This window comes from Variovorax sp. dw_308 (assembly GCF_019207085.1).
In the GTDB taxonomy this organism is placed as follows: Bacteria; Pseudomonadota; Gammaproteobacteria; order Burkholderiales; family Burkholderiaceae_C; genus Variovorax.
This window is the reverse complement of record NZ_JAATOM010000043.1, coordinates 1-24,128: the sequence shown is the minus strand read 5'-3', so window position 1 is coordinate 24,128 and position 24,128 is coordinate 1. Positions and strand designations below refer to the sequence as shown.

Sequence of the window (24,128 nt, the reverse complement as noted above, 5' to 3'; positions counted from 1 at the left end):
CGCTACGCAAAGACTTCGGCACCGTGCTCTGCCAGTAGCCGGGCAACACGGGATACGGGTTCACCGAATATTTACCGGAGTTCGACACCAACCGCTGTAAGTCCTTGATCTGTATAGGGCGCCCTTACGGATTGCCACTACAACAGGTTCATTTGGGCGTCGTAAACGGGCTTCTTGATGTTCAGTGCGGCCAGCACTTCGCTCTGGCGTTGATTGACGGTGGAGACGCCCTGCAGGGGAGCGCCGCTGTTGATGCTGACGGTATGGCGCTGGATCCGGCGCAGGTCCGCCAATGCCGCTTCCGGGGACAGATCGCTGCCCGCAAGCTTCAGGCGCTGGCGCATCACTCGGTACAAGATCAACGCCAAGAAGCAGATGCTGGCATGCGCCTTGATGCGCTCGGGCAGGCGATGGAAGACCGGGGCGATCTCGATCTCGGACTTGAGCACCCGGAAGCCTCGCTCGATGTCGGCCAGTGTTAGCGCTGATGTAAATCCGCATCTATTCGCCGGTGAGGACGCGGTTTTGCGACTTTGATGGAAGCGAGCGCAGAGACGATGCCTGCCTCTGTCGCGCCTTTTGATACTAATTTGCGTTCAAAGATATAGAAGTTATCCAGTGGAACCCGGTCATTGACTGGGTTCGTGCTGGATTGGATTCGAGGGCGACAAGCCCTTTGGTCAGGGCGCGCTCGACGGCTTCCAGGTTGGCGAAGACGTTGGTTTGCAAAGCAGTCCTCGCGCAACGACTCCCACAGGTGCTCGGCAGGGTTCAACTCCGGGCTGTACGGGGGCAGGAAGATCAGGCGCATGTTCCTCGCGGAACGACGAGATCGCCAGCTGCGATGTGCCAGCCTGCTTGATCCATCACCATCACGACGAACTCCGCGGCGTGGCGCTGCGCCACTTCGCCCAGGAACAGCGACATCGTCTCGGCGTTGACCCAGGGCAGCACCAGACTGTCCAGTACGCCGTCGTGCGGGCTGACGGCGCTGAAGGCATACAGGTACTTGCGCTCCAGTCGCGCGCCGACCATCGGCCGTGTGCCGTGAGGCGCCCAGCAGCGCCGAGGACTGCCCAGCAGGCCGAATCGACCCTCGTCCTGGAACATCAGGCGCACCTCGCGCCCAAGTTCAGCCTGGCGCGCGACCTCTCGGCGTACCGTGCGGCGAAGTTTTTTTAAAGGCGACCTGTGCCGCCGTATCCGTCTTGGGATGTCGTGGGCGCGGCACCACCTTGCGCCAACCGTGGCGATCCAGAAGACGGTAGACCGTGGAGGGGGCCACCTGCTTGCCCAGTTGTTCCTGATAGGCCTGCTGGATCTCCGCCACCGTCAGCATGCCGCCCGCCTCGGCGCGCGCGACGAATGGCGCCAAAAGCTGTTGCTCTTGCTCAGGGGTGAGGTGCTGGTGGTTCCTGCCGCCTCGCCCGCGCAGCTCGAAGAGGGCATCCCCCTCCTTCGACCAGCGCGAGTGAATCACATGCACCGTCCCGACCGACCAGCCCAGCAGTTGGGCAATCTGCGCCGCCGAACTGCCCAGCGTAGCGCGGATGAGCACGCACTGGATGCGTTGGTACTCCGCGTGACTGCTGGCTTGCTTCAGGCGTTCGGCCAAGCGTTCAACAGTGGGCTTGTCGCCCACGATCAAAGTTTTCATCCACGACTCCTTGAAGTTCGTGGAAGGACATCATATCTAAATTATTGAACGCGAATTGGTATGAGGGCGAGCTCTGGCCGAGCGCAGGCTTGCCCTTGCGCGGCGCCGATTGACGAACCCTAGCCGCACCCACGGGTGCAGGGCGGCAGCACATTTCAGGGCAGAACCAATGCGTTTGGGCTGCCTCATTCGCGGCCGAAGGCTCAACCCGGGCCAAAAGACTGCTTGGCAGGACGGGCTCAGCGGTCGGCGCTTGTTGCGAACCCTGATGCGTCACCGAGCCTGCATCCTGGGCGCCAGGCGCACGTCGCTCCTTCTGTCGCAAGCGCCACCTGCGCGTTCGCTCGACATGGTTGACTCGCCCGATGCCGCTGGACTGGTACCGCTGGCCAGCTGCCTGCTGAGCTTCAACTCGTGCCGCGCGGGAGCAAGCCTGGCCGCAGTAAATCTGGCCACGGTCACAACGGCTACAGAGCACGGTGCGTTCGCGACACCGGGCACACAAAAACATGCGACCAACCGATTCCATCACGCGCTGCTCCTTTGACTGAGGATTGTCCGCTTCGGCTCGTAGCAGCTGGTACGCAGCCTCGCCCCGACAAAACCGCGTCCTCGCCGTCGCATAGACGCGGATTCCGACCAGCATTCACAGCCAGCGACTTGTAGCGCCGGATCGCCTCGATGGAGGTCATGTCCTGCACGTTGGTCACCAGCATCAGCTTGCCGTCCATGAGTTGCGCTCGCGCCAGTGCAGTCTCATCGAACGACCAGGAGAACAGCTCGGACTTCAGGTCCACCTTGATGATGCGCGACAGATGCGCATCGCACACCTCGTGGAAGAAGCGCGCCTTGGCCCCTGAGTCCGAGAGCTTCCTGCCCCGATGGACCTTGCCCTCATCCTGCGCGTCGAGCTTGCCTGCGAGTTGATCGGCACGCTGCACCAGTGCACGGATGCGCGCTTCACGCTGCTGGCTCTGCTTGGCCGCGCGCAGCCGGCTGTGCGCCACCACCAGACGAAGGCCCTGCCATCGGGTCTCCTGAACGATCTCGTCGTTTGAACCCGCATCACCCGCATCACCCGCATCGCCGGCTTGGGCGAAGCTCGCTCCCATGGGCTCGAGGCTCACATTCCGCACATGTTGCGACGCAATAACTCGCAATTACCGGGACGATTGGGGACCGGTCAAGGCGTGGGTGGTTGTACGGCGTCGATGAGGCGTTCGGTGTTCTCTTCCCAGCGTGCCTATGACCAGAAAAGCGACGGAATGTACCCGTTGATTTGCAACGACTCCAGCCTCTCGCCCGCGCAAGTGCTCACCGCCCACAAGGGCCAGCCATGCATCGAGAATCGAGGCCCTGTTCACCCTGTACTTCCTGGCCCTGCTGGTGCAGGCGCTCATCGAGCGCGAGTTGCGCCAGGGCATGCAGGCGGCCAACATCGATCAGCTCCCCCTCTACCCCGAGGCCCGTGCCTGTCGCGCCGCCCACCACCGAACACATCCTGCGGCTATTCAGCCTCACAGAGCGCGTGTCGGTGTTGGCCAATGGCGAGGTCATCCGAGTCTTCCCGCCAGAACTCACCGAACTGCAGCGCCAGGTCCTCGGCTTGCTGGGAGTGCCCGCCTCAGCCTATCTCGCCAAGCCCTGAAGCCACCTTCCGCTGCGGCGGAAATTCGGGTCTATTGACAGTTTCGATGTGCGGAATGTGAGTCGAGGATGTCGACAAACTCCGCGTAACGCCGCCCGGGCACCGCCAGGATGAACTCCAGCGCCCGATCCCCCGCCAGGTGAAGCTTGGACAGTGCCTCGATGTTGTCCAGCGACAGCAGGCCTCGGTCAGCCACCACCACCAGACGCCTGATGTGCGGGTAGCGCGCCAGCACCTTCTTGAGCGTGGGGCTCAAGCGTCGGCGCCTCGGCTGTATTGCCGTCAAACACCTCGTGGTAGATCGGCATGCCGTCGGCCGTTTGCACCACGCCCAGGGCGGCGGTCTGCGGTGCCCGACGCCATCGCTGCGAGCGAGGGCTACGTCCTGTCGCAACGAAAGCGCAAGCTCATCGAGCAGGGCTTCGGCTGGGCGAAGACGGTGGGAGGAATTCGTCAGGTGATGGTGCGTGGACTCAAGCGCGTGGACCACCTGTTTGTGCTGACGATGACGGCGTACAACTTGACGCGCATGCGCTCGCTGGGGCAAATCCGTCCGCAGGCGCTCTGAGGCACACAAAGGCCCCAAAACAACCCTCAAACCAGCGAAAACGGCTCCAGAAATCGCCGTCCAATGCGCCATGTGAAAAACGCCCCCTCGACGGCGAGGATGGCTCGCTTTGAAGGGGAGTATTTCCGCAGCCTGCTAGTACACGTCAACACCGATCAAGGTAGCCTATTCAGCGGCGCTGATTTTGTCGCCGAGGTGAGCGCCATCGCCTTTTAGGCGCGAGAGTTTCTCATCAATTGTGAGGAGCACCCGAACGTGACCGCTCTTTGGATCAGATGATTCCCTTTACGGCCGCACATTGCAGTCATACCATGACGCTCCCAGGTTGCAGTCCGCAACAACCAGAGTAAATGGTGCTCATCACCCTGTTTCTCTTCGTCGAGCGCGTCGTCACGCTATCCCCACGGCGGGGCCGCGTCGGCTATCCCTTTGCACAATCATCCAATCGGGAGCCTGTCACTAAATGACCCTTCGTATTCGCCGCGCGCTTGAGGACATCCAGGCCGACTATCTGGCCGGCAACACCAAAGAACTCGACAGCCTGATGCGGGCCTGGAAGGGCGTCAAAGCGCTGCCGCCGGACGACCCGAATTCGTTCTTCATGATCGGCGGGTACCACGGCGAGCCCTTCCGCGGCGCCGGGTGGGGTAGTTCCGCCTACTGGGGCGGTTACTGCAATCATGGCAACGTCCTCTTTCCAACTTGGCACAGGGTCTATCTGTTGCGCCTGGAAGATGCGCTGCGCAGTATCCCGGACTGTGCGGACGTGACCTTGCCGTTCTGGGACGAGACTAGCGACGAGTCCCTGAACAAGGGCGTGCCCTGGGCGCTGACCACCGAGACCTACAAGCTCGACGGAGTGGTGATTCCCAATCCGCTGAAGTCGTTCGTGTTCAACCGCAACATACAGGATCATCTGAGCCCGTTTCCGGACACGGACTACAGCAAGCCCAAAGGCTACGAGACGGTGCGCTATCCGCTCAGCGGCTTAGTCGGCCCCTCGGACCTTGCCGCCACCCAGACCCACAATGCGCAGTACCCAGATCCGGCGACCAACACCGCACTGCTGAACAAGAACATTATCGCTTGGCTGACAAGCAAGATCGTCGTCAACGGCGTGACCGTCACGAGCAATGTGCATGACAAGTACGCCCGCTGCCTGGAGGCGCCGAACTACACGCTGTTCTCCAACACCACCTCCCAGCAGGAGTACAACGCCACCGCCGAAGTCCCGGTCGGCTCGCTCGAGAGTCCGCATAACTCGATCCACTTGGCGGTTGGCGGCTTCGACCTGCCGAAGGTGATGGACGCCTCGCCCCTGGAGGGTGCCAACGGCGACATGGGCGAGAACGACACGGCGGGCCTCGACCCGATCTTCTACTTCCACCACTGCTTCGTGGACCGGATGTTCTGGCTCTGGCAGCAGAAGCACGGAGCGACCGACCGGCTGTCGATTATCGCGCGTTACCCAGGCACCAATTCGGTGGACAATCAGGGCCCGACCCCTGGTGTCGCACCGAATTCATGGTTGACCTTGGAATCACCGCTCGATCCCTTCCGGCTTGCCGACGCCGCCGCCGAACGGGCCTATACCTCGTTGGACTGCATCAATATCGAGGCCCAGCTGGGCTACACCTATGGACCCGGTTCGGTGCCGGCCCTGCCGCCGCCCGCCCTCACCGCGGCAGAGCCTGGGAAGGAGGCCGTCGCGCCAGCTGCGGCGATGAGTACCAAAATGGTCCGCGTCGCCGGTATCAACCGCGCCCAGATCCGCGGTTCGTTCTTGGTCTCGACCTTCGCAGTCATCGACAGCGAACGTTACCTGATCGGGACCGAGGCGGTGCTCAGCCGATGGAATGTATCGGGCTGCGCCAATTGCCAAACCCATGTGGAAACCAAGGCAGTGGTGCCGCTCCACGCCTTTGATGCAGCGGTAGTGGACCGCGCCGCCTTCGAGGTCGAGGTGCACACCCGCGACGGCATACTCAAGGGGCCGAAGGTCGCGCCCGGCGCTCCGCATAGGCGGTTCCAGATCGAGATCCGCTGACCCCGATGGCCATTCCGCAGAGAGGTTCCGCCATGTCCGAGAAATTTCCCGCCGTCGGCCACCGCTATCTCGTGGACTTCGTGAAGTTCCGCGTTGAGCTTGACTTCACGTCGGAAACCTCAATGACCTACTACAACCTCAACGCTGCCGGCGACCACGTGGGCCAGGAGACAGTGACCATCGCCGTCGACCCTGTCCGCGAAGACCTCTTCCTAGTGACTTGGACGGAGTCGGACAAGACGACCGTGGTCCACCTCGAGGACTATCAGCTCATGCGCATCGTCACCAACATCACCGACCCCAAGGACGGCCTCATGCGGTTCGCGGGGACGATGACGCAGATCGCCTGAGAAGGCGAGTCGCGACGGTCCGCTGGCCTTTTCGGGAGCCATCCATGATCGTAATGCCCGTCTATCAGGATGTTGACGCGCTCGACGTCACCGGCCCTTTCGAGATGTTCCGTTGGGCCAAGATTCCGGTTGTGCTTGTGACCGAGACGCCTGGCCTGATCACTTGCAACGGCAGCGTCACCCTGGTGGTGACCACGAGCTTCAATCAGGCGCCGGCTGGCGAGGTGCTGTGGGTGCCCGGCGGTCACCCCAAGGCGTTGAACCGGCTGATGAAGGACGAGAACTACCTGGGCTTCCTGCGCCACCACGCCGCCAAGCCGCAGGTGAAGTGGATATGCTCGGTCTGCGAGGGCGCGCTGCTGCTGGCCGCCGCGGGCCTTCTCGATGGTTACAAGGTTACGACTCACTGGGCATTTGAGCCCTGCTTCAGTCAGTATCCACGGGTGACCCTGGCAGGAGGTCATCCGCGGTTCCACCTCGACCGTAACCGGTTGAGCGGCGGAGGGATCTCTTCAGGGCTCGACGAAGCCCTGCAGCTGATACTGCTGCTCAAGGGCGAGGCGGTGGCTCAGTCCGTCCAGCAAACGACCCAGTATTATCCGAAACCGCCAGTAGCGAGCGAGATTCCGGCGGTGACAAGCTGCCCGCTCGACGACGCCTGAGGCTAACCTAAGTGACATTAACCGGGCGAGCACCCCGGATGATGGAAGACACTGAGGGTGTGCGGACCCGCGGGGGTAGAGGTCGATCAATTTATTGATGGCCTTGGACCGCGATCTCTAAGTTGACCCGCCGCCGACCACTCGTACCCAGGATTGCCTGCGAGCGTTGCCCAGTCCCATGCGGGTCAGGGCGCGCCTGACAGCCCACATTAAACAGAGCCACCGAGCTTGCTCGGCAGGCCGTTGGTTGGTGGCACCTGCGCGGGTCCGCACGCTTGTGATTGTGATTCAAGCTGCAGGAGAGCCGCAATGGATTTGACCCCGATGCACAAGCGCGTCATTGCGCTGGACGTACACCAGGCCAAGATCACGGCCTGCGCCGTAGTCGAACATGACGACGGCCGCGTGGAGGTGATCAAACGCGACTTCGGCGCCTTCAAGCGTGACCGCCGCGCCCTGGCGCAGTGGTCGCTGGAGATCGGGCCCGAGGGGGTGGTCATGGAGAGCACGGGGGTGTATTGGAAGAGCCCCTTTGCGGCGCTGGAGGCGGTGGGCATCATCGCGTGGGTGGTCAACGCGAGACATGTGAAGGCCGTGCCCGGTCGCAAGACCGACATGGCCGACGCGCAGTGGCTGGCTACGCTGGCGCGGGCCGGGTTGCTGCGGGCGTCGTTCATCCCGCCGGTCGACTTGCGCCAGCTTCGCCTGGTGGCGCGCCAGCGGCAGAAGCTGGTGGGCATGTGCAGCGCCGAGAAGAACCGGCTGCACAAGGTGCTGGTGGATGCGGGCATCCGCATCAACGTGGTTGTCAGTGACATCCACGGTGCCAGTGCACGGGCCATGGTCAAGGCGCTCATTGCGGGCCAAGCCATGCACGAGGTGCTGGACCGCAAGGGCCGGCTGCGGGCCAGCCGAGACGACTTGTTCGAGGCCCTGAGCACCGAGCAGTTCAGCGCGGTGCACCGCTTCGTGGCCGAGGAGATCATGCAGCACATCGAGCAGATCGAGCAGCGCATCGCCCGCATGGACCAGTACCTGCTGGACGGCTTACGGGCATGGCAGCCGCAGTTGAATCTGCTGCAGACCATCCCCGGCATCGACATCCAAGGTGCTGCGATGCTCTTGGTGGAGATCGGGGCCGACATGGCTGTGTTCGGCAGTGCCGAGCGGCTGGCCTCGTGGGTGGGCATCTGCCCGGGCAACAACGAGAGCGCGGGTAAACGCAAGAGCGGGCGCACCCGAGTTCGACACTTATGCCGCCCTTCGGGCGATTTGGTGAGGGTGGTCTCCATATAAATCAATGACTTGGCGTTGCTTGCCGACGAAGTTGTGTAGTCTAAACTTGTCTATTCATATGTAGTTTCTTTTGGCGCAGTCTCTGCTACACTGCGCCCTGTGTTCATCAAGCTCACTCGCGTCAAAGGCCACAGTTACGCCCAACTGGTGGAGTCCTTCCGTGACGACAGCGGCCAACCTCGCCAGCGCAATCTGCTCAACCTCGGGCGCGTTGAGGAGAACGACGGCCAGGTCGACAAGCTCCTGCAGTCGCTGCTCAAGGCGCGTGGTCTCGCACCGCGCGAGACTTCCACTCCCCAGCTGCGCTTCGAATCTGCTCTTGCCCTGGGTGATGTGTGGGCGCTTGACCAACTCTGGCGCGAACTGGGATTCGAATGTCTCGGCGGCGTCTTCCGGCGCGCGCGCTTCACCACCGCGGTGGAGCACGCGATCCGCGTGATGGTCTTCAACCGGCTGTGCGACCCGGAGTCCAAGTTGGGCGTGCTGCGCTGGCTGCAAACCGTCAGCATGCCCGGCATCGATGTGGCCAAGCTGAGCCATCAGCACTTGCTTCGCAGCATGGATGCCCTGATGGATCACCAGCAGGCGGTGGACGACTGCGTGGCCCAACTGTTGCGCCCCTTGATCGATGAAGACCTCTCGGTGGTGTTCTACGACCTGACCACGATCCGGGCCGAGGGCCACAGCCAGCAGGACGGCGACGTGCGCCACTTCGGCATGTCCAAGGAGGGCGTGATTGCGCGCCAGTTCATGCTGGGCGTGGTGCAAACGGCCGACGGCATGCCGATCTACCACGAGGTGTTCGACGGCAATACGGCCGAGGCGCCGACGCTTGAGTCCACGCTCAAGAAGGTGCTGGCGCGCTACCCGCACATCAGGCGTCTGGTGGTGGTGGCCGACCGGGGGCTGCTGTCGCTGGACAACATCGAGGCACTGTCCAAGCTTCACCTGGCGGGGGATCGGGCGCTGGAGTTCATCCTGGCGGTGCCCGGGCGGCGTTACGGGGAGTTTGTCGACGTCCTCGAGCCCATGGGGGCGAGCTTCGCCCAAGCCGGCGATGCGGGCGATGCCGGCGATGCCGGCGATGCGGGTGATGCGGGTTCAAACGACGAGATCGTTCAGGAGACCCGATGGCAGGGCCTTCGTCTGGTAGTGGCGCATAACCGGCTGCGCGCCGCCGAGCAGAGCCAGCAGCGTGAAGCGCGCATCCATGCACTGGTGCAGCGTGCCGATCAACTCGCGGGCAAGCTCGACGCGCAGGATGAGGGCAAGGTCCATCGGGGCAGGAAGCTCTCGGACTCAGGGGCCAAGGGGCGCTTCTTCCACGAGATCTGCGACGCGCATCTGTCGCGCATCGTCAAGGTGGACTTGAAGTCCGAACTGTTCTCCTATGCGATCGATGAGACTGCACTGGCGCGAGCGCAACTCATGGACGGCAAGCTGATGCTGGTGACCAACGTGCAGGACATGACCTCCATCGAGGTGATCCGGCGCTACAAGTCGCTAGCCGACATCGAGCGAGGCTTCCGGGTGCTCAAGTCCGAGATCGAGATCGCCCCGGTCTTCCATCGCCTGCCCGAGCGCATCAAGGCGCATGCCAGCATCTGCTTCATGGCGTTGATCCTGTACCGCGTGATGCGCCAGCGCCTGAAGCTTGCGGGCAGCGATCTGTCCCCTGAAGCGGCATTGGCGGACTTGCGCCGGATCCAGCGCCATACCGTCAGCATCAACAGCGGCGCTCCCCTGCAGGGCGTCTCCACCGTCAATCAACGCCAGAGCGAAGTGCTGGCCGCACTAAACATCAAGAAGCCCGTTTACGACGCCCAAATAAACCTGTTGTAGTGGCAATCCGTAAGGGTGCCCTATACAGATCACGGACTTACAGCGGTTGGTGTCGAACTCGGGGGCGCATCCGCCGGGGCAATGCCTGGGTACGTCGGCTGTTGTGCGAGTTCGCGCAGGCGGCGGCCCGAACGCGCTGCGCGTTGAAGGCCAAGTTCGACGCGCTGGCCATCCGAAAGGGATACAAGAAGTCCGTCGTCGCCCTGGCGCACAAGATGCTGCGCACCATCTACGCCATGCTGGCCTGTGGCAGCCACTACGAGGACAAGACTGTCGACTATGAGGCGTTGAGTGTGGCTCGCAACGCCCCACGCTGGATCAAAATGCTGCGCAAGCACGGCTTCATGGCCGAGTCCGCTGCCGCCTGATCGATTAACGATCCGCTGCCATGCACCGGCCGGTGTCAGGCCAGGCTTCCGTGCGCTCGGCTGGCTGTGTCTTCCACATTAAGAAGGGGACTATCATGGGTAACACAGCAGCTTAAAGCGATTGGCATGAGGTTCCCGGCAGCAGCATCTGCCCAATTTGGGGCTGAAGCCCTCAAGCTGCGAAGCACTTCGTGGGCGTGGCGCGTGCAGCGGCGTCGAGAAGCGGGGCGCGAAACTCCTCATGATTCAACACCTTACGCAGCTCTCGATGCGCTGGATTCGCGAAGTATCAAATTTTCTTCGCGCGGTTGCGAAGTACCGGATTTACTTTCTTTCCTTCGAGGGTAAATCTGTGACTGCGCGAGCACCCGTCCCAGGCAGGTGGCGCTCGTGGCCAGTACTAGATTTACTGCTTCTACGATTGACGGCTACACTGGCTGCGGCCACACTCCGCCCTGAACCATCAGCCGCTCATCACCCGTATCCCGGGTGTGAACAACCCTCTTGAGACTCAACACCTAGATAGAGATCAACTCGCGCGCGGGCGGGATGTAGGCAAGCGAGGCGACGCGATGAACTGGTCCCGCACACTTCGGCTCTGCAAGCACGCGGGGTCGCTATTGCCCCCACAAGCGGTGGCAATCGCCCGTGTGCTTGGTCGCGGTGCCTCTTGCGAACAGGCGTCAGGCCTCGCGCATAACAACGGTGCGCTTTTCAGGTCAGCTTGAACTTTGTCGCTGACGGTTATCCACTAGGCCCGTGGACATTCCTATTCTTGCTTAGATGGCAAACTATCCACTATCGCTTGGGGACTCGCATCCCGAACACGCTCCAATGTGTTAATGGATACGTGAGGCCATCTTGCTCTGCCAGGGTGACCGTCGGGCCGATTGATGAAGTCGAGCATCGCAGTTTGAGCATATTGCAGGAAATACCGCAATTCGCCGGTGTTTTTATCCTCTATTTCGTAAATAAGAAAATTCGCATTGAACGACGTTGTATCAGCTTGACGTGCAATGAATGGTGTATTGCCTATGCTTGGGTTCGAGATTCTATTAATCCCGGAGATATCGACGGTGGAATCCACGCTCAACTGCGTGACATGCTTGATTGCCCCAATATTAGCAAGTACATTATCCAAAGTGTGACGCAGTAATTTGGTCGGGCCAACCGGTTCAAATCCAGCATACCCAAGAATAATTTTACTTCCTTTGAAGGGATTTTGGTTAAAATGCCTGAACGGACCGAAGTAGTCTACCCCAATAATGTTGGTTCCCGGCTTTAAAATCGGATCGAGCGGGCGCTCATTTGGATTTGGTCCGCCGCCTTCAACGACACCGTTGATAGATGAAATTGGAATCGGTTGTGCTGGGTCTAAATCCTGAAATGATCCAACGGCAATAAAGCTATTTCCATGCGGAATAGATCCCATGCGTGCAATATTAATTTCGGCTCCCGAGGGATCGGAGATATTTTGATTCGTCATGTAAAGCCAAAGCCCGGGCTCATGATGTATAGGCTGGCCGTTGAATTTGTCTGAGATGTCGGTCTTCGACAGCGTTGAATTTGGTTGGCCATTTGCGCTAACCACGAAAGAATCCTCAGAGGCGATTTGAGTAACTATCTGTGTATAACTCAATGCAACAACCGTTTGATCGGATTGCGTGGCTACAGCTTGGTCCGGCGGATCAACTCCTCTGTTCGGAACGCCAGCGTCCGCCAAAATGAAATTTAACGACTCGTCATATTGATTCATCAGAAGCCTATACCCATTTTCCGACCGCCCATAAATTGGGGAATTGGCGAACGGAAGAGCAATCATATTAAACCCTTGGCCTTTTAGTTCTTCTGTGTTTTTCCATGTTCCTGGAAGCCAGCGGAGCGGACCAAGTCTCGGGTCGTCCTGTTCGGCGAGCGAAATTTGTCGACCACTAAGAGTCATTTTCTCAATCAGATTATGATTCATTGTCATTCCTTGGCTGGATGATTCAACAGGAGAAAAAGATCCCACGCGTGACGACTGGGATAATCTATGGCATCTAGTCGATTTATTGGTACTTGTGACCTGACTCCGAACGGCCTTGAACCAACAAGAAGCAGAACTACGCTTGTTAGCGTCCGCAATGTGCGATTCATATTGAGGCTCGTCAAGAAGGTCTTTGAAAGAGATTGAAGAGGTTCGCTGATTGCCTCTGGTGCGGCCGCTCACATCATTAGAAATCGCGGCTTCGCTTGCAGTTGAAGTATTTGATTAGGACCGCATTGTGCGACCTCATTGGACCGATCTGCCAAATAGTCAGGATTGAAAACGGCGTCCCGGACCAAGGTCCGATAATCTATGATTGTGAGATCTCCCGCAGGCGCTAGCGAAAATAGCACTCCACGTTGCTGGCTGTCGAACCAATACCAAAAGTCGGCCGCACCCCTTGCATCGCCCATGTATACGCTCCAGATGGACATATCACCAAAATATGGGTTCGCCTTGATAACCGCACGACAGCGCCCTCCGTCTGCTTTTACGAAATTAGGTACGGGCATAGGCACTACCCCACCAGACTTATCAAAGCAAGTTGGATTCCATTTAGTGGCATTCCAAGAGTAAACAATGTCAGGGCCGACTCTTCCTTTGGGAAGTATTTCATCAGATCGCACACTATAGTTACCGCCGGAATCTTGCTTGAAAAAGACAGTTACCTGCACGCCGAGCGTCCAATCGTACCAAAGCTGGCAATAGTAAGGATATAAATCTTGGCCAATCATGTAGCAGTAGCTGCTCACGCGCTCCGTCCACGATGGTGGGTCATTTTGTCCGTAAGTCGATCCCGTAAAAATGCCGGGAACTATAGACTGAATATCAAGAAGAGTGCAAGGAAATTTGGCTTCGTCGGGGCACGCGTGAAACGCTGCCCACAGATGGTAAGCTTCCAATAGTGATCCGGCAGGCGAAGCCGGCTTTGCATTGCTACATTTAGCTTTTATCCCGCTTAAGTCAATGTTCGAGTCGGATTGAAATTCGTAAAAGTCTACAAGATAGGCTGCTCCAAATACCGGTACTTTGAAATCATTCCCGGAAGCATTCATGATTCGGGAAAGCGTCTTCGTTGTCTGTGAATGCCAATACCATGTGCCTGCTGGCGCATTTCTTTTCCCGGAGAAAGAGTCCTGCATCCGGCTCAAAATCTTCCAGCTCCCCGCATGAGAGAATCCCTCTTCAGAAAGGAAGTCTCTTTTAGGTACTACCGCACTTGATGTAAATGGACCGTACGCGGCGGATTGCATTGACTCTGGGATCGACGGATCAGAGGCAAGCCACCACCAAGAGGACCGTCCGCCCACGGTAGCAAAAAATATGTCGTAAAACATTGCCGTCTCGATGGCATACATTTGGAAGCGCATAAAAAGCGCATTCGGGCCAGCTTCCTCATACAACACTTTCGCGACGATCAATTCATCTGAATATGGCGGACTTGGGTGGGCCGCGCGTCCAGCCGGCGTCAAGAGAACTCTCGCGCGCCATTTTGCTGGCATAGTCGGGCAAGGTAGGACTCCGTAGGGATAGAGCTCAGCGCGAATTGCGTTTGGCGACGGCACAGGAATGCTCTCTATTGTCATAGGGAACCTTGTGAAGAGAGGAAATTATTTATTTTTGCTTAAGTACCCAAGACGCGAGCTGTTTCGCGTCGGCATCAGTAATCCCTGGATTCGCAGGCATCGAGGTCGTTCCCCATGTGCCCGTACTCCCGTTACGGATCTTATTTGACAAGGTCTGAACGGCGGCAGGTTGGTCGGCATATTTGTGGGCAATTTGCCTAAAGGTCGGTGCGCTTGTCGAGCCTTGTTGGTGGCACGCTAGGCAATTTGCTAGTTGCGATTGGGGTGCAGCTATTGTCGAGCAGGCCAAAAAAGAAAAGAAAACTGCAAGACTCTTCTGCATGCGACCTCCTCGGGCGTGGGGGAGCACAGAATACGACCTTTCAGGACGCGTGTTAAGAGATTCACTCCCCCATAGGAGGTAGGCCATCCGGCGATGTGATGGTCCAGACGCCGCCAATACCGTAGTCGCTCGCGGGGGCTTCGGAGCTAATCCAAGCAGACGAGGTATGCTGGTTCCTAATGTGGAGGCATGTCAGCGGCGCGCAGTTGACCGTGTAGCAACGCTTGACGAGACGCGGTACGTCCGTTTGTGGCTTAACTGCCGCGCATGTTCTCAGCAGCTCCCGGACCTGCGATGATGGCAGGGGTTGGCGACCTTAAGGATCTCCCGATGGCGATCGGCCGAATCTGGTTCTCTACCCGGTTGTTGTCGGCCGGCAGATGGCTTCCGACGAGCAGGCTGCTCCACGGACTTAGTCGGATCTGAAGCCGACCGCTTCTACAGTTTCGCCATTCGCTGAGCGACATCAACGTCGGCCTTGCAACGCACCGCCAGGCTCATCGCGACAGAACCCGAAATACCCAGACTTGATCCGCCAATTACTTTTTAAACTGGATCGGCCCAGACAAACTGCGGTCGAATACCCCGCTGGATCAGAGAGGTTCCCTCGGTCCGCAGGTCGTCCATCGCGCCGGTGTCGAACGGTGCTCCATTTGTCCAACAGGCTTGTAGTTGCGTCAGAAGCGTCGCAAGAAGCCGATTGAAGGTAAGCGACGGGTTTGGAACAGTATTGGATGGAGCAAAATCGTAGATGTGCGCCGGATATGCTATAGCATCTCCATCGAAACTCCACGCACCATTTGTCTTTTTAAGCCTTCGACCCTTCAGAATCTCTTTGAACGTGTAATAGTGGGCGAACGGTGTTCCCACCCCTTGCGGCTCATCGGGATCACCAGCCAGTCCTTCGCCTTCTTGTTTGATTCGTGCGATCGCACTCTGTGCATCGCCCAAATTCCTGATTGCGACAGCTTCGCCAGAGACTACAAAATTAGCATTGGAATTGAACGGTATGTTCTGGACCGTACCGAACGCTTGAGAAAGTGTCGTGTAAAACGCACCTATGGTGCTTGGTGCCACGGCCACGAGGAGCGCAACTGGGGGAAATTCCGGCTTCTCGATCTGCAAAAATACATCGAGCTGCGATTGGTCCTGCGGTTGATTGGACAGGGGCTTCAGATCGACTGCGAGTGCTTGCGGGATACCGCCGGGCAAACTATTGGTCGGATATGCTGGGATGAAGTCCGCATTGGCAATTGCCGGCACACCGCCTATAGCCGAAAGCATATTTCCGGCCAGTGCTACGTGGTACATTTCCTGTATGACGATCCTCCCTATCATTCCGGCTATGCCACCCGCGTCTGCGCCTGTATCGATCGACCATTGGGCGCAGAGATAGGGTGGAATTGTCGAGAACTCGAGCTGCATGGCCAGTTGCAGCGCATCACGTAGTTCGGGAACAGTGGCGATTCCTTCGCTTACAAACGCAGAGATGGTTTTCATCTGGAAGTTCCCCGTTCGGTCGAACCTACTACACTGCCTAGCACCATTATCTATGATCGTGAATAGAAATTGGTCAACGCTTTGTCACCGACGACCGCGACCTTCCGTTATTTCTGCAATTCTACCGGCTGAACGGAGCTCCGTCATCCACAAAGGTAAGGAGATCGTCCTTGCGGAGATCGTGTACTCAATCGTCATCATTGCATCGAACGCGCGACGGTTAAGCGCCTGTCATTCTCTGGGTTCTGTCGCTACAAGGGCTTCCCCCCCCGCGTCACAATAGTTGTCGCCCCGATAGGGCCTGAGCCTTTGGGGTTTGGGTTTCATTGATGGTGGTGGGAGGCTGTGGAGCTTGTGGGCGAAGGCCGGCGCGGTGGGCAACGCGGAATCGCGTTGTCCACGGCAAGCTGGCCGGTGCGCGAAGCGCATCGTCCACAAATCCACAGCCTTGTGCCGGCGCCGAAGGCGCCGGCCCCCTGCACCGTTGCTTCAACAACTCGGGGGTGTGGATGAGAGAAGACATTGGCTCGATACGGACAAGCATTCAAGGACCGAGCGGTAGCGCGCATGCTGCCGCCGGAGAGCGCACCGCCGGAGGCGGTGGCGCGAGAGATTGGAGTCGGCGTGGACACGCTGGAGCGCTGGCGCTCGGAGTCGTTGTCTAGGCCCAATACTGTTCAGATACGTAGCACGCGCAACGCCGGCGTCGGCTCATGCCTGCGGTGGAGTTCCGCTCCGCGATGTCGCACTTTGAAGTTGCTCATCTTGCGCTTGACCCCTCGCGGGTTGTAGCGGCCGCGGCCGATCTCGGCGAGCAGCGCGTCGCGCCAACTTCCGAGGCGCTCAGGGGGGAACGGCCGCTGCTTGCGGCATTTTTCGCTTGATCACGCGCACGGCGTGCATGAAGCTCAAGCGGTCCGGATCGAGCTGCTGCTGCCAAGCCGCCTGCGCCATGAGCTGGCGCACGGCGAAGTGCGCCAGCAACAGCCCCCAAAGCTCCTGCTGCACCAGATCGGGCGTTTTGCTGCGCAGCACGGTGCTGGCGCCTCGCAGGTGCGTCTTGAACTCGTCAAACACACTCTCGATTTCCCAGCGCTCGTGGTACAGCGCCGCCAGCTCCAGGCCTGGTGCCTGGTCGGCGTCCAGCACGGTGGTGATCAATCGGTAGCTGTTTTCGGTGGGGGTGGCCGAGTGGTGCAGCGCGTACTCAATGACGCGCACGGTCGTGCCGTGGCGCCGGGCGCTGTCGGCACTGCTGTCGTAGACGGTGCTCAGGTACGAACCATCGCCCAGCACCTGCTGTGCCGGCAGCTTGAGCGTGGCGCTCACGCGCCACAGCAGCGCGGCCCCGCTGCCCGAGGCCAGTTGCCACAGCTTGAAGCTGTAAAAGCCCCGATCCGCCAGCAATAGCATGTCCTTGCGCAACCAGTCGGGCAGCACTTGGGCGGCCATCGCCTTCTCGCTGCGCGCGTAAGGAGCAATGTCCGCCGCCACGACGGCGTGCGTGCCGCATTCGACCAGTCCAAGCACACGCGCCTGCGGAAAGGCGCTCTGCCCACGCACGGCCGTGGGGTAGCCGAAGAACTGTGCATTGGCCTGCTCGTCGGCCACGTCCAGGCAACTGCCGTCCAACGCCATCACGCGCCGCTCGCGATACCACGCTCCAGGTGCGCCGGGCGCGGCCAGCGGGCGCAGCACGCGCTGTGCCAGGCGACGCATCACTTCGGGCCCCAAGCGGGTTCGCGCCTGCGAGATCGCCGACTTGCTGGCCTGCACGGCCTCGGCCTGCCCGCCGCCCAGCCAGTGCAGACCCTCGCACACCACGCGAAGCACTTCCTCCAGCGGCGCCTCGCGCCACAGCGCCAGCGCCATCACGTAATACACCACCGCAGCCGCAGGCAACAGCCGCTCGCGCTGGCTGGCCTTGCCCGTCTCGGCGAGCACCTCGTCGATCAGCGGACGCGGACACACCGCCGCAAGCACCCCAGCGCTGATCAGGTGCGCCGTGTCAACTCGAGCCGGTAGCGCCTTCCTTGTTCGTGCCATCGATTCCGTCCGTAGTGGAGACGGGAACGAATTGTCGCACAGAATCTTCTATCTGAACAGTATTGTGTCTAGGCCGGGCCAAGGCGCGGGTCTGGACGGCCGCGGCGCGGTTTGAAGCGGTGATCACGACCGCCGCCATGGACGAGGCCTCGCGCGGCGCCTGGTGCCGCGAGAACGGCGTGTACCTGCAGCAGTTGCAACAGTGGCGCGTCAGCGCGACGCAGGCACTGGCCGCGCCCGAGGAGGTGCGTGCGAGCCCCTCGCAAACCAGAGAGGACCGCCGGCGCATCAAGGAACTCGAGCGCGAAGTCCGACGCAAGTACAAGGCCCTGGCCGAGACGGCAGCGTTGCTGGTGCTCTCAAAAAAATGCGAGGCGATCTTCAGAAGAAACACGCAGGGCGAGGACGAATGATTGGCCTCGAAGATCGCCAGGAACATGCCCGAGACATCGAAGCCGCGCGCCGATCTGGCGCCCGGTTGCACGAGGCCTGCGAGGTGGTGGGTATCACCGCACGCACCCTGCAGCGCTGGACCGCCCACCAGGGCCTCGAATCGGGCGATGGCAGGCCCGAGGCGATGCGACCGACGCCCGCTGTTGGCGCCGGTATAGATCCGCGTCTATTCGCTGGCGAGGACGCGGTTTTGTATCGGCCCTGATGGTCTTGGGTGGATGAATGGCAGATGGCCCCGCGAGGGGCCATCTGTTCGTGGGTCGGCGTGCGACGTGTTTAGAACGGTGCGTCGAGGTCGAAGTGGGGTGGGACCCGATCGTGGACGAGTTGATGGCGCCACGCTCGCTGGATTTCGGAGCCGTAGGCCCTCCAGAGTTGCTCGCGCAGCAACTCAAGGCACTCAAAGACGGCGAGCGCCTGATCGGGTGACCAGTGCGACGGCAGCGCGAACGCGGCGCTCGGTCGCTTGGTGCGACTGCGCCGCGATGACGGTTTCGTCGGCGCGGGCCTGGGCATGACCTCACGCACGCGGCGTGCGTGTCGAAGCGGCTCTCGTGCCAGCCGCGGTGCGTCGAGCAGCCGCGCGTTGCGCGGCGTGTTCCTCGGCCTCCTTCTGGCGGTATGAGTCGCCCTCGATGCGCACGACCTCGGCGCGGTGCATCAGTCGGTCGACCAGAGAGACCACGCATGCGGCGTTGGGGAAGACCTCGCCCCAGTCGGCGAATCGTCTGTTTAATGCGGAGCCAATTTTTACGCTGAGTTGAGCGAACTCACCGCGCGATGCAACTGGGCGTGTGCCCGGCGGTCGACGCGGCGCGACTCCGCATAAAGTGGCATGCCTCCCTTGTCAACATGGAGGTCGTCATGCTCTCAAAGTTCTTTAACGAGTCGGCGCGGATGTACGCGATTCACGAGGGCCCATCGGGCCCGCTGCTTGAAGATTTCGCCGGCTACTTGTTCCGAAGTGGCTACTCGAAGATCTCAGCCCGTCGGCACATCCGGTCCGCGGAGCACATCGTTCACTGGGCGCTGCGCAATAGTCTATGGGTCGACGATTTGGACGGCCCCGCTCTCGAGCGTTTCGATAGGCATCTCTGCCGATGTCGCTGCGGTCGGTTTTACTGTGGGGCTCGCGCAGAGATCCTCACCGGAGCGCGCTTGTTCCTCGCGAATCTGCATGGCGCGGAAGGCGCCGCCATCCCCCTCGCCGAGGCAGTCGCTCCGGAGCCGGAGTTGTTGAAGTCGTTCTTCCAGTGGATGAGAGACCAACGTGGCTCCACCGCTGGAACGCTGTCCAACTACGGAAGGCCGATACGAGAATTGATCCGTCTCATTGACGAAGATCCCAGCACCTTGACCGCGCGCTTCTTGCGACAGTTCGTTATGCAGCGGAGTCAGCAAGTAGGGTGGGCAGCGGCAAATCACTGTACGACTGGGCTGCGCATGTTCCTACGCTTCTTGATCGCCGATGGTCGCTGCTCGCCTGGATTGTTGGGTGCCATCCCCAAGCTGGCCCATTGGCGCCTCGGTTCGCTGCCGCGAGTCCTGGCGCCCCCGGATGTTGAACGCATCATTGCGTCTTGCGATCTGTCTTCACCGGCGGGTGTGCGGGACCGAGCCATTCTGCTGCTACTTGCGCGACTGGGACTGCGCGCGGGCGACATCGTGCAATTGCGTCTGCAGGACATCGACTGGAAGGAGGCAACAATTCAGGTCTGCTGGAAGAGCCGCCGGCAAACACAGCTGCCCCTGAGTCAAGAAGTCGGGCAAGCGATCGTGGACTACCTGCAGCACGGGCGGCCTGCGAATTGCGTTGATGAACTCTTCCTTCGCACTCGTGCCCCGTTCAGAGGCCTGAGGTCGCACGCCGCCGTTTCGGTGCTTGTCGACACAGCCATAAGTCGTGCCGGGGTTTCCAAGCCGGGCCGAGGTGCGGCGCATCTCCTGCGTCATTCTGTTGCCAGTTCCATGTTGCGGCAAGGCGCGTCGCTGCAAGAGATCGCGGATCTGCTTCGGCACAGGAGCGTCGAGACCACGCAAATCTATGCCAAGGTTGATGTCACCTCGCTGCAGCAGATTGCCCAACCGTGGCCGGAGGTGGCACCATGCTAAGCCGCGCCGTTGAATCCTATCTGTCAGAGCGACGAGCCGCTGGCTTCCACATCAGAACCACAAGCTTCAACTTGAGAGGCTTCGCAGCGTATGCGGATGGACTGGGCCAGCGTTGGGTCGAGTCTCAGACGGCCATAGATTGGGCGGCAAGGGTTCCGTCGATTCATCAACGGGCCCGTCGGTTGGGAGACATCGAGCGGTTGGCTCGCTATCTGCGCGCCGAAGATACACGCCACCAAATCCCACCCAGGATCTTCGGCAGTGCAAGCCGGCCTCGGCCGACTCCGTACATCCTCTCCGACGAGCAGATCGGCCAACTCGTCCAGTTGGCTGCCCAGTCGGGCTATCGAACTTTGCGAAGGAAGACCTACAGCACGCTGTTCGCTCTGCTGTCTTGTACAGGACTTCGCGTCTCAGAGGCCATTCGATTGCGATACGCCGACCTCACGCCAGATGGCCTGATGATCCGCGACACGAAGTTCAAAAAGAGTCGACTGGTCCCATTGCATGAGAGTGCTCGCGCTGGCCTGGAACGCTACCTGCAGGACCGGCGTCCGTATGCACCCTTCGACGATCACGTATTTATATCGCTGCGTCGTAAGCCGCTGCTATCGGCCGACGTTGACTGTGCCTTCCGAACGTTGGCAGCCAAGATGGGGTTGCCTCGAGGACGAGGGAATCGTCGAGCGACGCCACATTCACTCAGACACGCCTTTGCGGTTCGCTCGCTGCAGACCTGTCCAGACGGGAGAGATCACATCACCAAGCATTTGTTGATGCTCTCAACCTACTTGGGACACACCAAGGCGGCGGACACGTACTGGTACCTTGAAGCAGTTCCAGAGCTCATGCGCGGCATTGCCGAGTGTTGCGAGACGCACGTCGCGGGAGGTTGGGTATGACTTCGCTCGCCCCGCATGTGACCGCGTTCTTCAGCGAGCGCCTGACTCTCGAACGACGCGTGAGCGTGAACACCAGTGATTCGTATGCCTACGCCTTCAGGCTGCTCTTGGAGTTTGCGAGCAATCGTCTGCGAGTTGCGCCATCAAAGATGACGTTCGAACAAATTGACGCTCCATTGGTGGTTGGCTTCCTTCGTCATCTGGAGACCAATCGCGCGAACGGCGCCAGCTCACGGAACGTTCGTCTGGCCGTAATCAAGTCGTTCATGCACTTCATGGAATACCGGCTTCCGTCGGCTCTTGAGCAGATTCAACGGATCCTCGCGATACCCATGAAGAAGACGGATTCACGATTTGCGGCACCTCGGCAAGGATGAGATTCAGGCCTTGCTTGACGCTCCGCGGCCAATTGACTGGCCGGGCGTCCGAGATCGTGCAATGCTGCATTGGTGCTTCGCCGCCGGACTGCGCCTTTCTGAGCTCACCGGCCTTCGCCTCGACGACCTGTCGCTGACTCCACAGGCCAGCATTGTTGTTCATGGGAAGGGTCGTAGGGAACGCTGCTTACCATTGTGCAAAGTGACCACCGTGGCGTTCCGCGCCTGGTTGGCTGTACGAGGCCCAGTTCAAGCTCCGGAACTCTTCGTAAATGCGAGGCGTGAGCCGATGACCCGGTCAGGCTTCGAGTACATCCTGGAGAAGTATGTCCGCATCGCGGGCGAGCGATGTCCCTCTCTGAATGAGAAGCGTATATCTCCACACGTCTTGAGGCACAGTTGTGCGCTGGCCATCTTGGAGGCAACCAAAGATCTTCGAAAGGTGTCGCTGTGGCTCGGACATGTCAACATGCAAACGACCGAAATCTACACGCGCGCTGATCTGTCCATCAAGCTCGAGGCCCTCAACGCCAACACTGCTCCGCATCTCAGATCGGGGCGCTTCCGCGCCAGCGACAAGTTGATCGCCTCGCTGACATCACCTTCTTTTATGCGGCGCGAAAGTCGTTCGAAGTAGAGCAGTCGTCATGCTCTCGGGGAGGGGAGTCTGCATAACAATCTTGGCCGCATTAAATCTCACCTTCGCCGAATGGTCCAGTGTGTTCGGTGACGCGAAGATGACGACGGCCTTGCTGGACCGACTCACGCACCATTGCCACATCGTGGAGACGGGGCAACGAGAGCCATCGGTTCCTGCACAGCAGTGCGGTGGCCAGGAAGCGCATCAAGGCGCGCGAGCAGGCTCGCAAGGCCGATCCACCATCGCCGCCGGAGGCGAGCATCTGACGGCAGAACTCCTCGCGCCGCGCGGGAAAAGTCGGCTTCCACTCCCTGGTCAAAATTCGATCGGCGCGGGCGGTCAATATCGAATCGGCGCCGACACCTATGAGCGTCATCGCTAGACACTCTCAAAGAGAGGATGCCTGTAAGCCATTGATTCGATTGACAAATTTGTCACTCTTGGGTCATCAGCGCAGTAAAACCCATGCTGAGGGATTGTTTGGCAATCGAAGGGCCCGCCCGACCCGTGAAATGTGCTGTGGAATGCAGCGCAGTCGTCATTTGAGCCCACGCGAGAGTTTTTTTGCTCGACGAAAAGACCACACTCAAATTATGGTTGTCTCTATTTAGCGACACATGCGTGCTGTGCGTCCGCAGTGAAGTAGGGCGCGATCGTCGCCGGCAGTCGTTCAATATTGTCTAAGTGACAAAAAATAGTTGACAAGTGCGAAGCGTCGAGCGAATTCATCACCGTGACGCATGCGAGGCGGTCGTGGCACTGGCCAGTTTTCATTCGGAGCGAGCTGCGCGACGTCGGAACGCGCCGCATTCACCGAAGCATTTCACCGGCATTTTGGTGGGGACCATTTTGTCGAAACGCCTGAAATTCAAGCGATGCGTGCATACCGGTTCGTTCGCACGAGATGAATGCGGCAGGCGAGAACATCCGCGCGGCCCAAGCACGTGAAAGTCTGACATGAACGTTGAGGAGACTCGTTTGCCTCGGCATGATTGGTCGCGAACTACATAGAGGACGCGACTTGAGTCTCAAAAATCTGAAACGCGAAACTACGACACGCAACGGTCGGAAGACTTACCGCCTGCATACGCTGGATGGTCAGGAAGTTGAGGCCTTTACGAGGTTTGCTGAGTTCGCCCAAAAGTACTCGCCCCGCACTGAGAAGCGCTACCTTGAGGTCGTCGGTCGGCTCCTCGACTACCTGATTGAAGCCGGCGTCTTTAGTGACAAGCCACTGACCGCTAGGCGGCTCAACGCTGTCATCGACGCTTACCCAACCCTGTTGCGTGATGGGTCGTTGCTGACATCGAAGCGAGTTCAAGAGCACAAAGATGCTAGCCCCGACGACTGTTGGTTGGCTCAAACAGCAACGGCACTTCGTTGGTCGCCCTTGAAGCCTGGGAGCTTCTCCAACACGCTCGCGGGCGTTAACCACTTCCTCGAACTCTCGGAGTCCCTTGCCCGCGAGGAAATTGAGCGAGCTAGCCTGCTCGGCATTGAACACAACGGCGAACCCGGCGGACTCGTCAAGGCATTGCAAGGCAAGATCAAGGTACCGTCGGCCGAGGTGCATCGGATGCGACAGAACTCCATGCTTGGCAGCGTGGCGAAGTACGCATCGAAAGGAATTCGGCGGCCGCAACGCCTCCCCACATCCGGTAAAGGTGCGCAACAAGATACCCAGAACAAGGACTTTCCGCTTGAGTTCTTGTTCGCGCTCATCAAT

General features: G+C 59.8%; 19 protein-coding genes and 8 pseudogenes. 14 read left to right on the top strand and 13 right to left on the bottom strand.

Annotated elements, in window-relative coordinates; all coding sequences use genetic code 11:
• Nucleotides 1–137: 137 nt before the first annotated feature.
• The 7 genes and pseudogenes from HCU76_RS35015 to HCU76_RS34985 all read right to left on the bottom strand — a co-directional run.
• Nucleotides 138–479 (bottom strand): annotated as a pseudogene (locus HCU76_RS35015) (IS1634 family transposase); the annotation flags it as partial.
• Nucleotides 479–811, bottom strand: a complete 333-nt coding sequence (locus HCU76_RS37425) for a transposase (RefSeq protein ID WP_218511882.1) — start codon at nucleotides 809–811, stop codon at nucleotides 479–481. The gene HCU76_RS37425 and the pseudogene HCU76_RS35015, both read right to left, overlap by 1 nt.
• On the bottom strand, nucleotides 802–1,110 hold the full coding sequence (locus tag HCU76_RS35005; RefSeq protein WP_218511881.1) for a transposase: 309 nt from the start codon (nucleotides 1,108–1,110) through the stop codon (nucleotides 802–804). Before HCU76_RS35005 ends, HCU76_RS37425 begins: the two co-directional genes overlap by 10 nt.
• Before the next feature lie 22 nt (nucleotides 1,111–1,132).
• On the bottom strand, nucleotides 1,133–1,657 hold the full coding sequence (locus tag HCU76_RS35000) for a winged helix-turn-helix domain-containing protein (RefSeq protein ID WP_218511880.1): 525 nt from the start codon (nucleotides 1,655–1,657) through the stop codon (nucleotides 1,133–1,135).
• Nucleotides 1,658–2,307: 650 nt separating this feature from the next.
• Nucleotides 2,308–2,778, bottom strand: a pseudogene (locus tag HCU76_RS34995) (IS1634 family transposase); the annotation flags it as partial.
• A 193-nt stretch (nucleotides 2,779–2,971) separates the two neighbouring features.
• On the bottom strand, nucleotides 2,972–3,214 hold the full coding sequence (locus HCU76_RS34990; protein WP_218511879.1) for a hypothetical protein: 243 nt from the start codon (nucleotides 3,212–3,214) through the stop codon (nucleotides 2,972–2,974).
• A gap of 149 nt (nucleotides 3,215–3,363) precedes the next feature.
• Nucleotides 3,364–3,640: pseudogene (locus HCU76_RS34985) on the bottom strand (IS1634 family transposase); the annotation flags it as partial.
• Between HCU76_RS34985 and HCU76_RS34980 the strand changes: the two are divergent.
• From HCU76_RS34980 to HCU76_RS34950, 7 genes and pseudogenes are all read left to right on the top strand, one after another.
• Nucleotides 3,640–3,873: pseudogene (locus HCU76_RS34980) on the top strand (transposase); the annotation flags it as partial. The pseudogenes HCU76_RS34985 and HCU76_RS34980 sit on opposite strands and share 1 nt — an antisense overlap.
• 463 nt (nucleotides 3,874–4,336) lie before the next feature.
• The gene (locus HCU76_RS34975) at nucleotides 4,337–5,920 is read left to right on the top strand and encodes a tyrosinase family protein (RefSeq protein WP_218511878.1); all 1,584 of its coding nucleotides are present in this window, start codon (nucleotides 4,337–4,339) and stop codon (nucleotides 5,918–5,920) included.
• Between the two features lie 32 nt (nucleotides 5,921–5,952).
• A complete protein-coding gene (locus tag HCU76_RS34970) occupies nucleotides 5,953–6,270 on the top strand; it encodes a hypothetical protein (RefSeq protein WP_218511877.1) in 318 nt (105 codons plus the stop codon).
• A 44-nt stretch (nucleotides 6,271–6,314) separates the two neighbouring features.
• Nucleotides 6,315–6,932 (top strand): DJ-1/PfpI family protein, encoded by a 618-nt coding sequence (locus HCU76_RS34965; protein ID WP_218511876.1) that lies wholly within the window; start codon nucleotides 6,315–6,317, stop codon nucleotides 6,930–6,932.
• Nucleotides 6,933–7,241: 309 nt separating this feature from the next.
• Nucleotides 7,242–8,174 (top strand): annotated as a pseudogene (locus HCU76_RS34960) (IS110 family transposase); the annotation flags it as partial.
• 153 nt (nucleotides 8,175–8,327) lie between these two features.
• Nucleotides 8,328–10,070 carry an IS1634 family transposase gene (locus HCU76_RS34955; protein WP_218511875.1) on the top strand — a complete coding sequence of 581 codons (1,743 nt, stop codon included), beginning with the start codon at nucleotides 8,328–8,330 and terminating at the stop codon, nucleotides 10,068–10,070.
• A gap of 53 nt (nucleotides 10,071–10,123) precedes the next feature.
• A pseudogene (locus HCU76_RS34950) lies at nucleotides 10,124–10,438 on the top strand (IS110 family transposase); the annotation flags it as partial.
• A 769-nt stretch (nucleotides 10,439–11,207) separates the two neighbouring features.
• On the opposite strand, the gene HCU76_RS34945 reads toward HCU76_RS34950, so the two are convergent.
• From HCU76_RS34945 to HCU76_RS34925, 5 genes are all read right to left on the bottom strand, one after another.
• On the bottom strand, nucleotides 11,208–12,404 hold the full coding sequence (locus HCU76_RS34945) for a heme-binding protein (protein ID WP_218511874.1): 1,197 nt from the start codon (nucleotides 12,402–12,404) through the stop codon (nucleotides 11,208–11,210).
• Nucleotides 12,405–12,643: 239 nt separating this feature from the next.
• Nucleotides 12,644–13,885, bottom strand: coding sequence for a hypothetical protein (locus HCU76_RS34940; RefSeq protein WP_218511873.1), 1,242 nt, complete (start codon nucleotides 13,883–13,885; stop codon nucleotides 12,644–12,646).
• 193 nt (nucleotides 13,886–14,078) lie between these two features.
• On the bottom strand, nucleotides 14,079–14,372 hold the full coding sequence (locus HCU76_RS34935; protein WP_218511872.1) for a c-type cytochrome: 294 nt from the start codon (nucleotides 14,370–14,372) through the stop codon (nucleotides 14,079–14,081).
• A gap of 546 nt (nucleotides 14,373–14,918) precedes the next feature.
• Nucleotides 14,919–15,872 (bottom strand): ferritin-like protein, encoded by a 954-nt coding sequence (locus HCU76_RS34930; protein ID WP_218511871.1) that lies wholly within the window; start codon nucleotides 15,870–15,872, stop codon nucleotides 14,919–14,921.
• A gap of 843 nt (nucleotides 15,873–16,715) precedes the next feature.
• On the bottom strand, nucleotides 16,716–17,918 hold the full coding sequence (locus HCU76_RS34925) for an IS4 family transposase (protein ID WP_218511870.1): 1,203 nt from the start codon (nucleotides 17,916–17,918) through the stop codon (nucleotides 16,716–16,718).
• A 77-nt stretch (nucleotides 17,919–17,995) separates the two neighbouring features.
• On the opposite strand from HCU76_RS34925, the pseudogene HCU76_RS37045 reads away from it, so the two are divergent.
• Nucleotides 17,996–18,513, top strand: a pseudogene (locus tag HCU76_RS37045) (IS3 family transposase); the annotation flags it as partial.
• Between the two features lie 378 nt (nucleotides 18,514–18,891).
• Here the strand turns inward: HCU76_RS37045 and HCU76_RS37040 are convergent.
• The gene (locus HCU76_RS37040; protein WP_371319955.1) at nucleotides 18,892–19,119 is read right to left on the bottom strand and encodes an ATP-binding protein; all 228 of its coding nucleotides are present in this window, start codon (nucleotides 19,117–19,119) and stop codon (nucleotides 18,892–18,894) included.
• 116 nt (nucleotides 19,120–19,235) lie between these two features.
• On the opposite strand from HCU76_RS37040, the gene HCU76_RS34910 reads away from it, so the two are divergent.
• The 6 genes and pseudogenes from HCU76_RS34910 to HCU76_RS34890 all read left to right on the top strand — a co-directional run.
• Nucleotides 19,236–20,483 carry a site-specific integrase gene (locus tag HCU76_RS34910; protein ID WP_218511867.1) on the top strand — a complete coding sequence of 416 codons (1,248 nt, stop codon included), beginning with the start codon at nucleotides 19,236–19,238 and terminating at the stop codon, nucleotides 20,481–20,483.
• Nucleotides 20,477–21,385, top strand: coding sequence for a tyrosine-type recombinase/integrase (locus HCU76_RS34905; protein WP_218511866.1), 909 nt, complete (start codon nucleotides 20,477–20,479; stop codon nucleotides 21,383–21,385). Before HCU76_RS34910 ends, HCU76_RS34905 begins: the two co-directional genes overlap by 7 nt.
• Nucleotides 21,382–21,762 carry a site-specific integrase gene (locus tag HCU76_RS37035; RefSeq protein WP_256354716.1) on the top strand — a complete coding sequence of 127 codons (381 nt, stop codon included), beginning with the start codon at nucleotides 21,382–21,384 and terminating at the stop codon, nucleotides 21,760–21,762. Before HCU76_RS34905 ends, HCU76_RS37035 begins: the two co-directional genes overlap by 4 nt.
• Nucleotides 21,740–22,399 (top strand): tyrosine-type recombinase/integrase, encoded by a 660-nt coding sequence (locus tag HCU76_RS37030; RefSeq protein WP_371319954.1) that lies wholly within the window; start codon nucleotides 21,740–21,742, stop codon nucleotides 22,397–22,399. Before HCU76_RS37035 ends, HCU76_RS37030 begins: the two co-directional genes overlap by 23 nt.
• A 55-nt stretch (nucleotides 22,400–22,454) precedes the next feature.
• A pseudogene (locus HCU76_RS34895) lies at nucleotides 22,455–22,668 on the top strand (ATP-binding protein); the annotation flags it as partial.
• Nucleotides 22,669–23,423: 755 nt separating this feature from the next.
• On the top strand, nucleotides 23,424–24,128 hold a 705-nt coding region (locus tag HCU76_RS34890; RefSeq protein WP_218511865.1), incomplete at its 3' end, for a hypothetical protein.

What these genes read in the sequence shown, in the direction of transcription:
- HCU76_RS34910 (WP_218511867.1), top strand. Translation starts at nt 19,236, where the DNA reads ATGCTCTCAAAGTTCTTTAACGAGTCGGCGCGGATGTACGCGATTCAC.
- HCU76_RS34905 (WP_218511866.1), top strand. Translation starts at nt 20,477, where the DNA reads ATGCTAAGCCGCGCCGTTGAATCCTATCTGTCAGAGCGACGAGCCGCT.
- HCU76_RS34965 (WP_218511876.1), top strand. Translation starts at nt 6,315, where the DNA reads ATGATCGTAATGCCCGTCTATCAGGATGTTGACGCGCTCGACGTCACC.
- HCU76_RS34990 (WP_218511879.1), bottom strand. Translation starts at nt 3,214, where the DNA reads ATGACCTCGCCATTGGCCAACACCGACACGCGCTCTGTGAGGCTGAAT.
- HCU76_RS34975 (WP_218511878.1), top strand. Translation starts at nt 4,337, where the DNA reads ATGACCCTTCGTATTCGCCGCGCGCTTGAGGACATCCAGGCCGACTAT.
- HCU76_RS34945 (WP_218511874.1), bottom strand. Translation starts at nt 12,404, where the DNA reads ATGAATCATAATCTGATTGAGAAAATGACTCTTAGTGGTCGACAAATT.
- HCU76_RS37035 (WP_256354716.1), top strand. Translation starts at nt 21,382, where the DNA reads ATGACTTCGCTCGCCCCGCATGTGACCGCGTTCTTCAGCGAGCGCCTG.
- HCU76_RS34930 (WP_218511871.1), bottom strand. Translation starts at nt 15,872, where the DNA reads ATGAAAACCATCTCTGCGTTTGTAAGCGAAGGAATCGCCACTGTTCCC.
- HCU76_RS35000 (WP_218511880.1), bottom strand. Translation starts at nt 1,657, where the DNA reads ATGAAAACTTTGATCGTGGGCGACAAGCCCACTGTTGAACGCTTGGCC.
- HCU76_RS34925 (WP_218511870.1), bottom strand. Translation starts at nt 17,918, where the DNA reads ATGGCACGAACAAGGAAGGCGCTACCGGCTCGAGTTGACACGGCGCAC.
- HCU76_RS34970 (WP_218511877.1), top strand. Translation starts at nt 5,953, where the DNA reads ATGTCCGAGAAATTTCCCGCCGTCGGCCACCGCTATCTCGTGGACTTC.
- HCU76_RS37425 (WP_218511882.1), bottom strand. Translation starts at nt 811, where the DNA reads ATGCGCCTGATCTTCCTGCCCCCGTACAGCCCGGAGTTGAACCCTGCC.
- HCU76_RS35005 (WP_218511881.1), bottom strand. Translation starts at nt 1,110, where the DNA reads ATGTTCCAGGACGAGGGTCGATTCGGCCTGCTGGGCAGTCCTCGGCGC.
- HCU76_RS34935 (WP_218511872.1), bottom strand. Translation starts at nt 14,372, where the DNA reads ATGCAGAAGAGTCTTGCAGTTTTCTTTTCTTTTTTGGCCTGCTCGACA.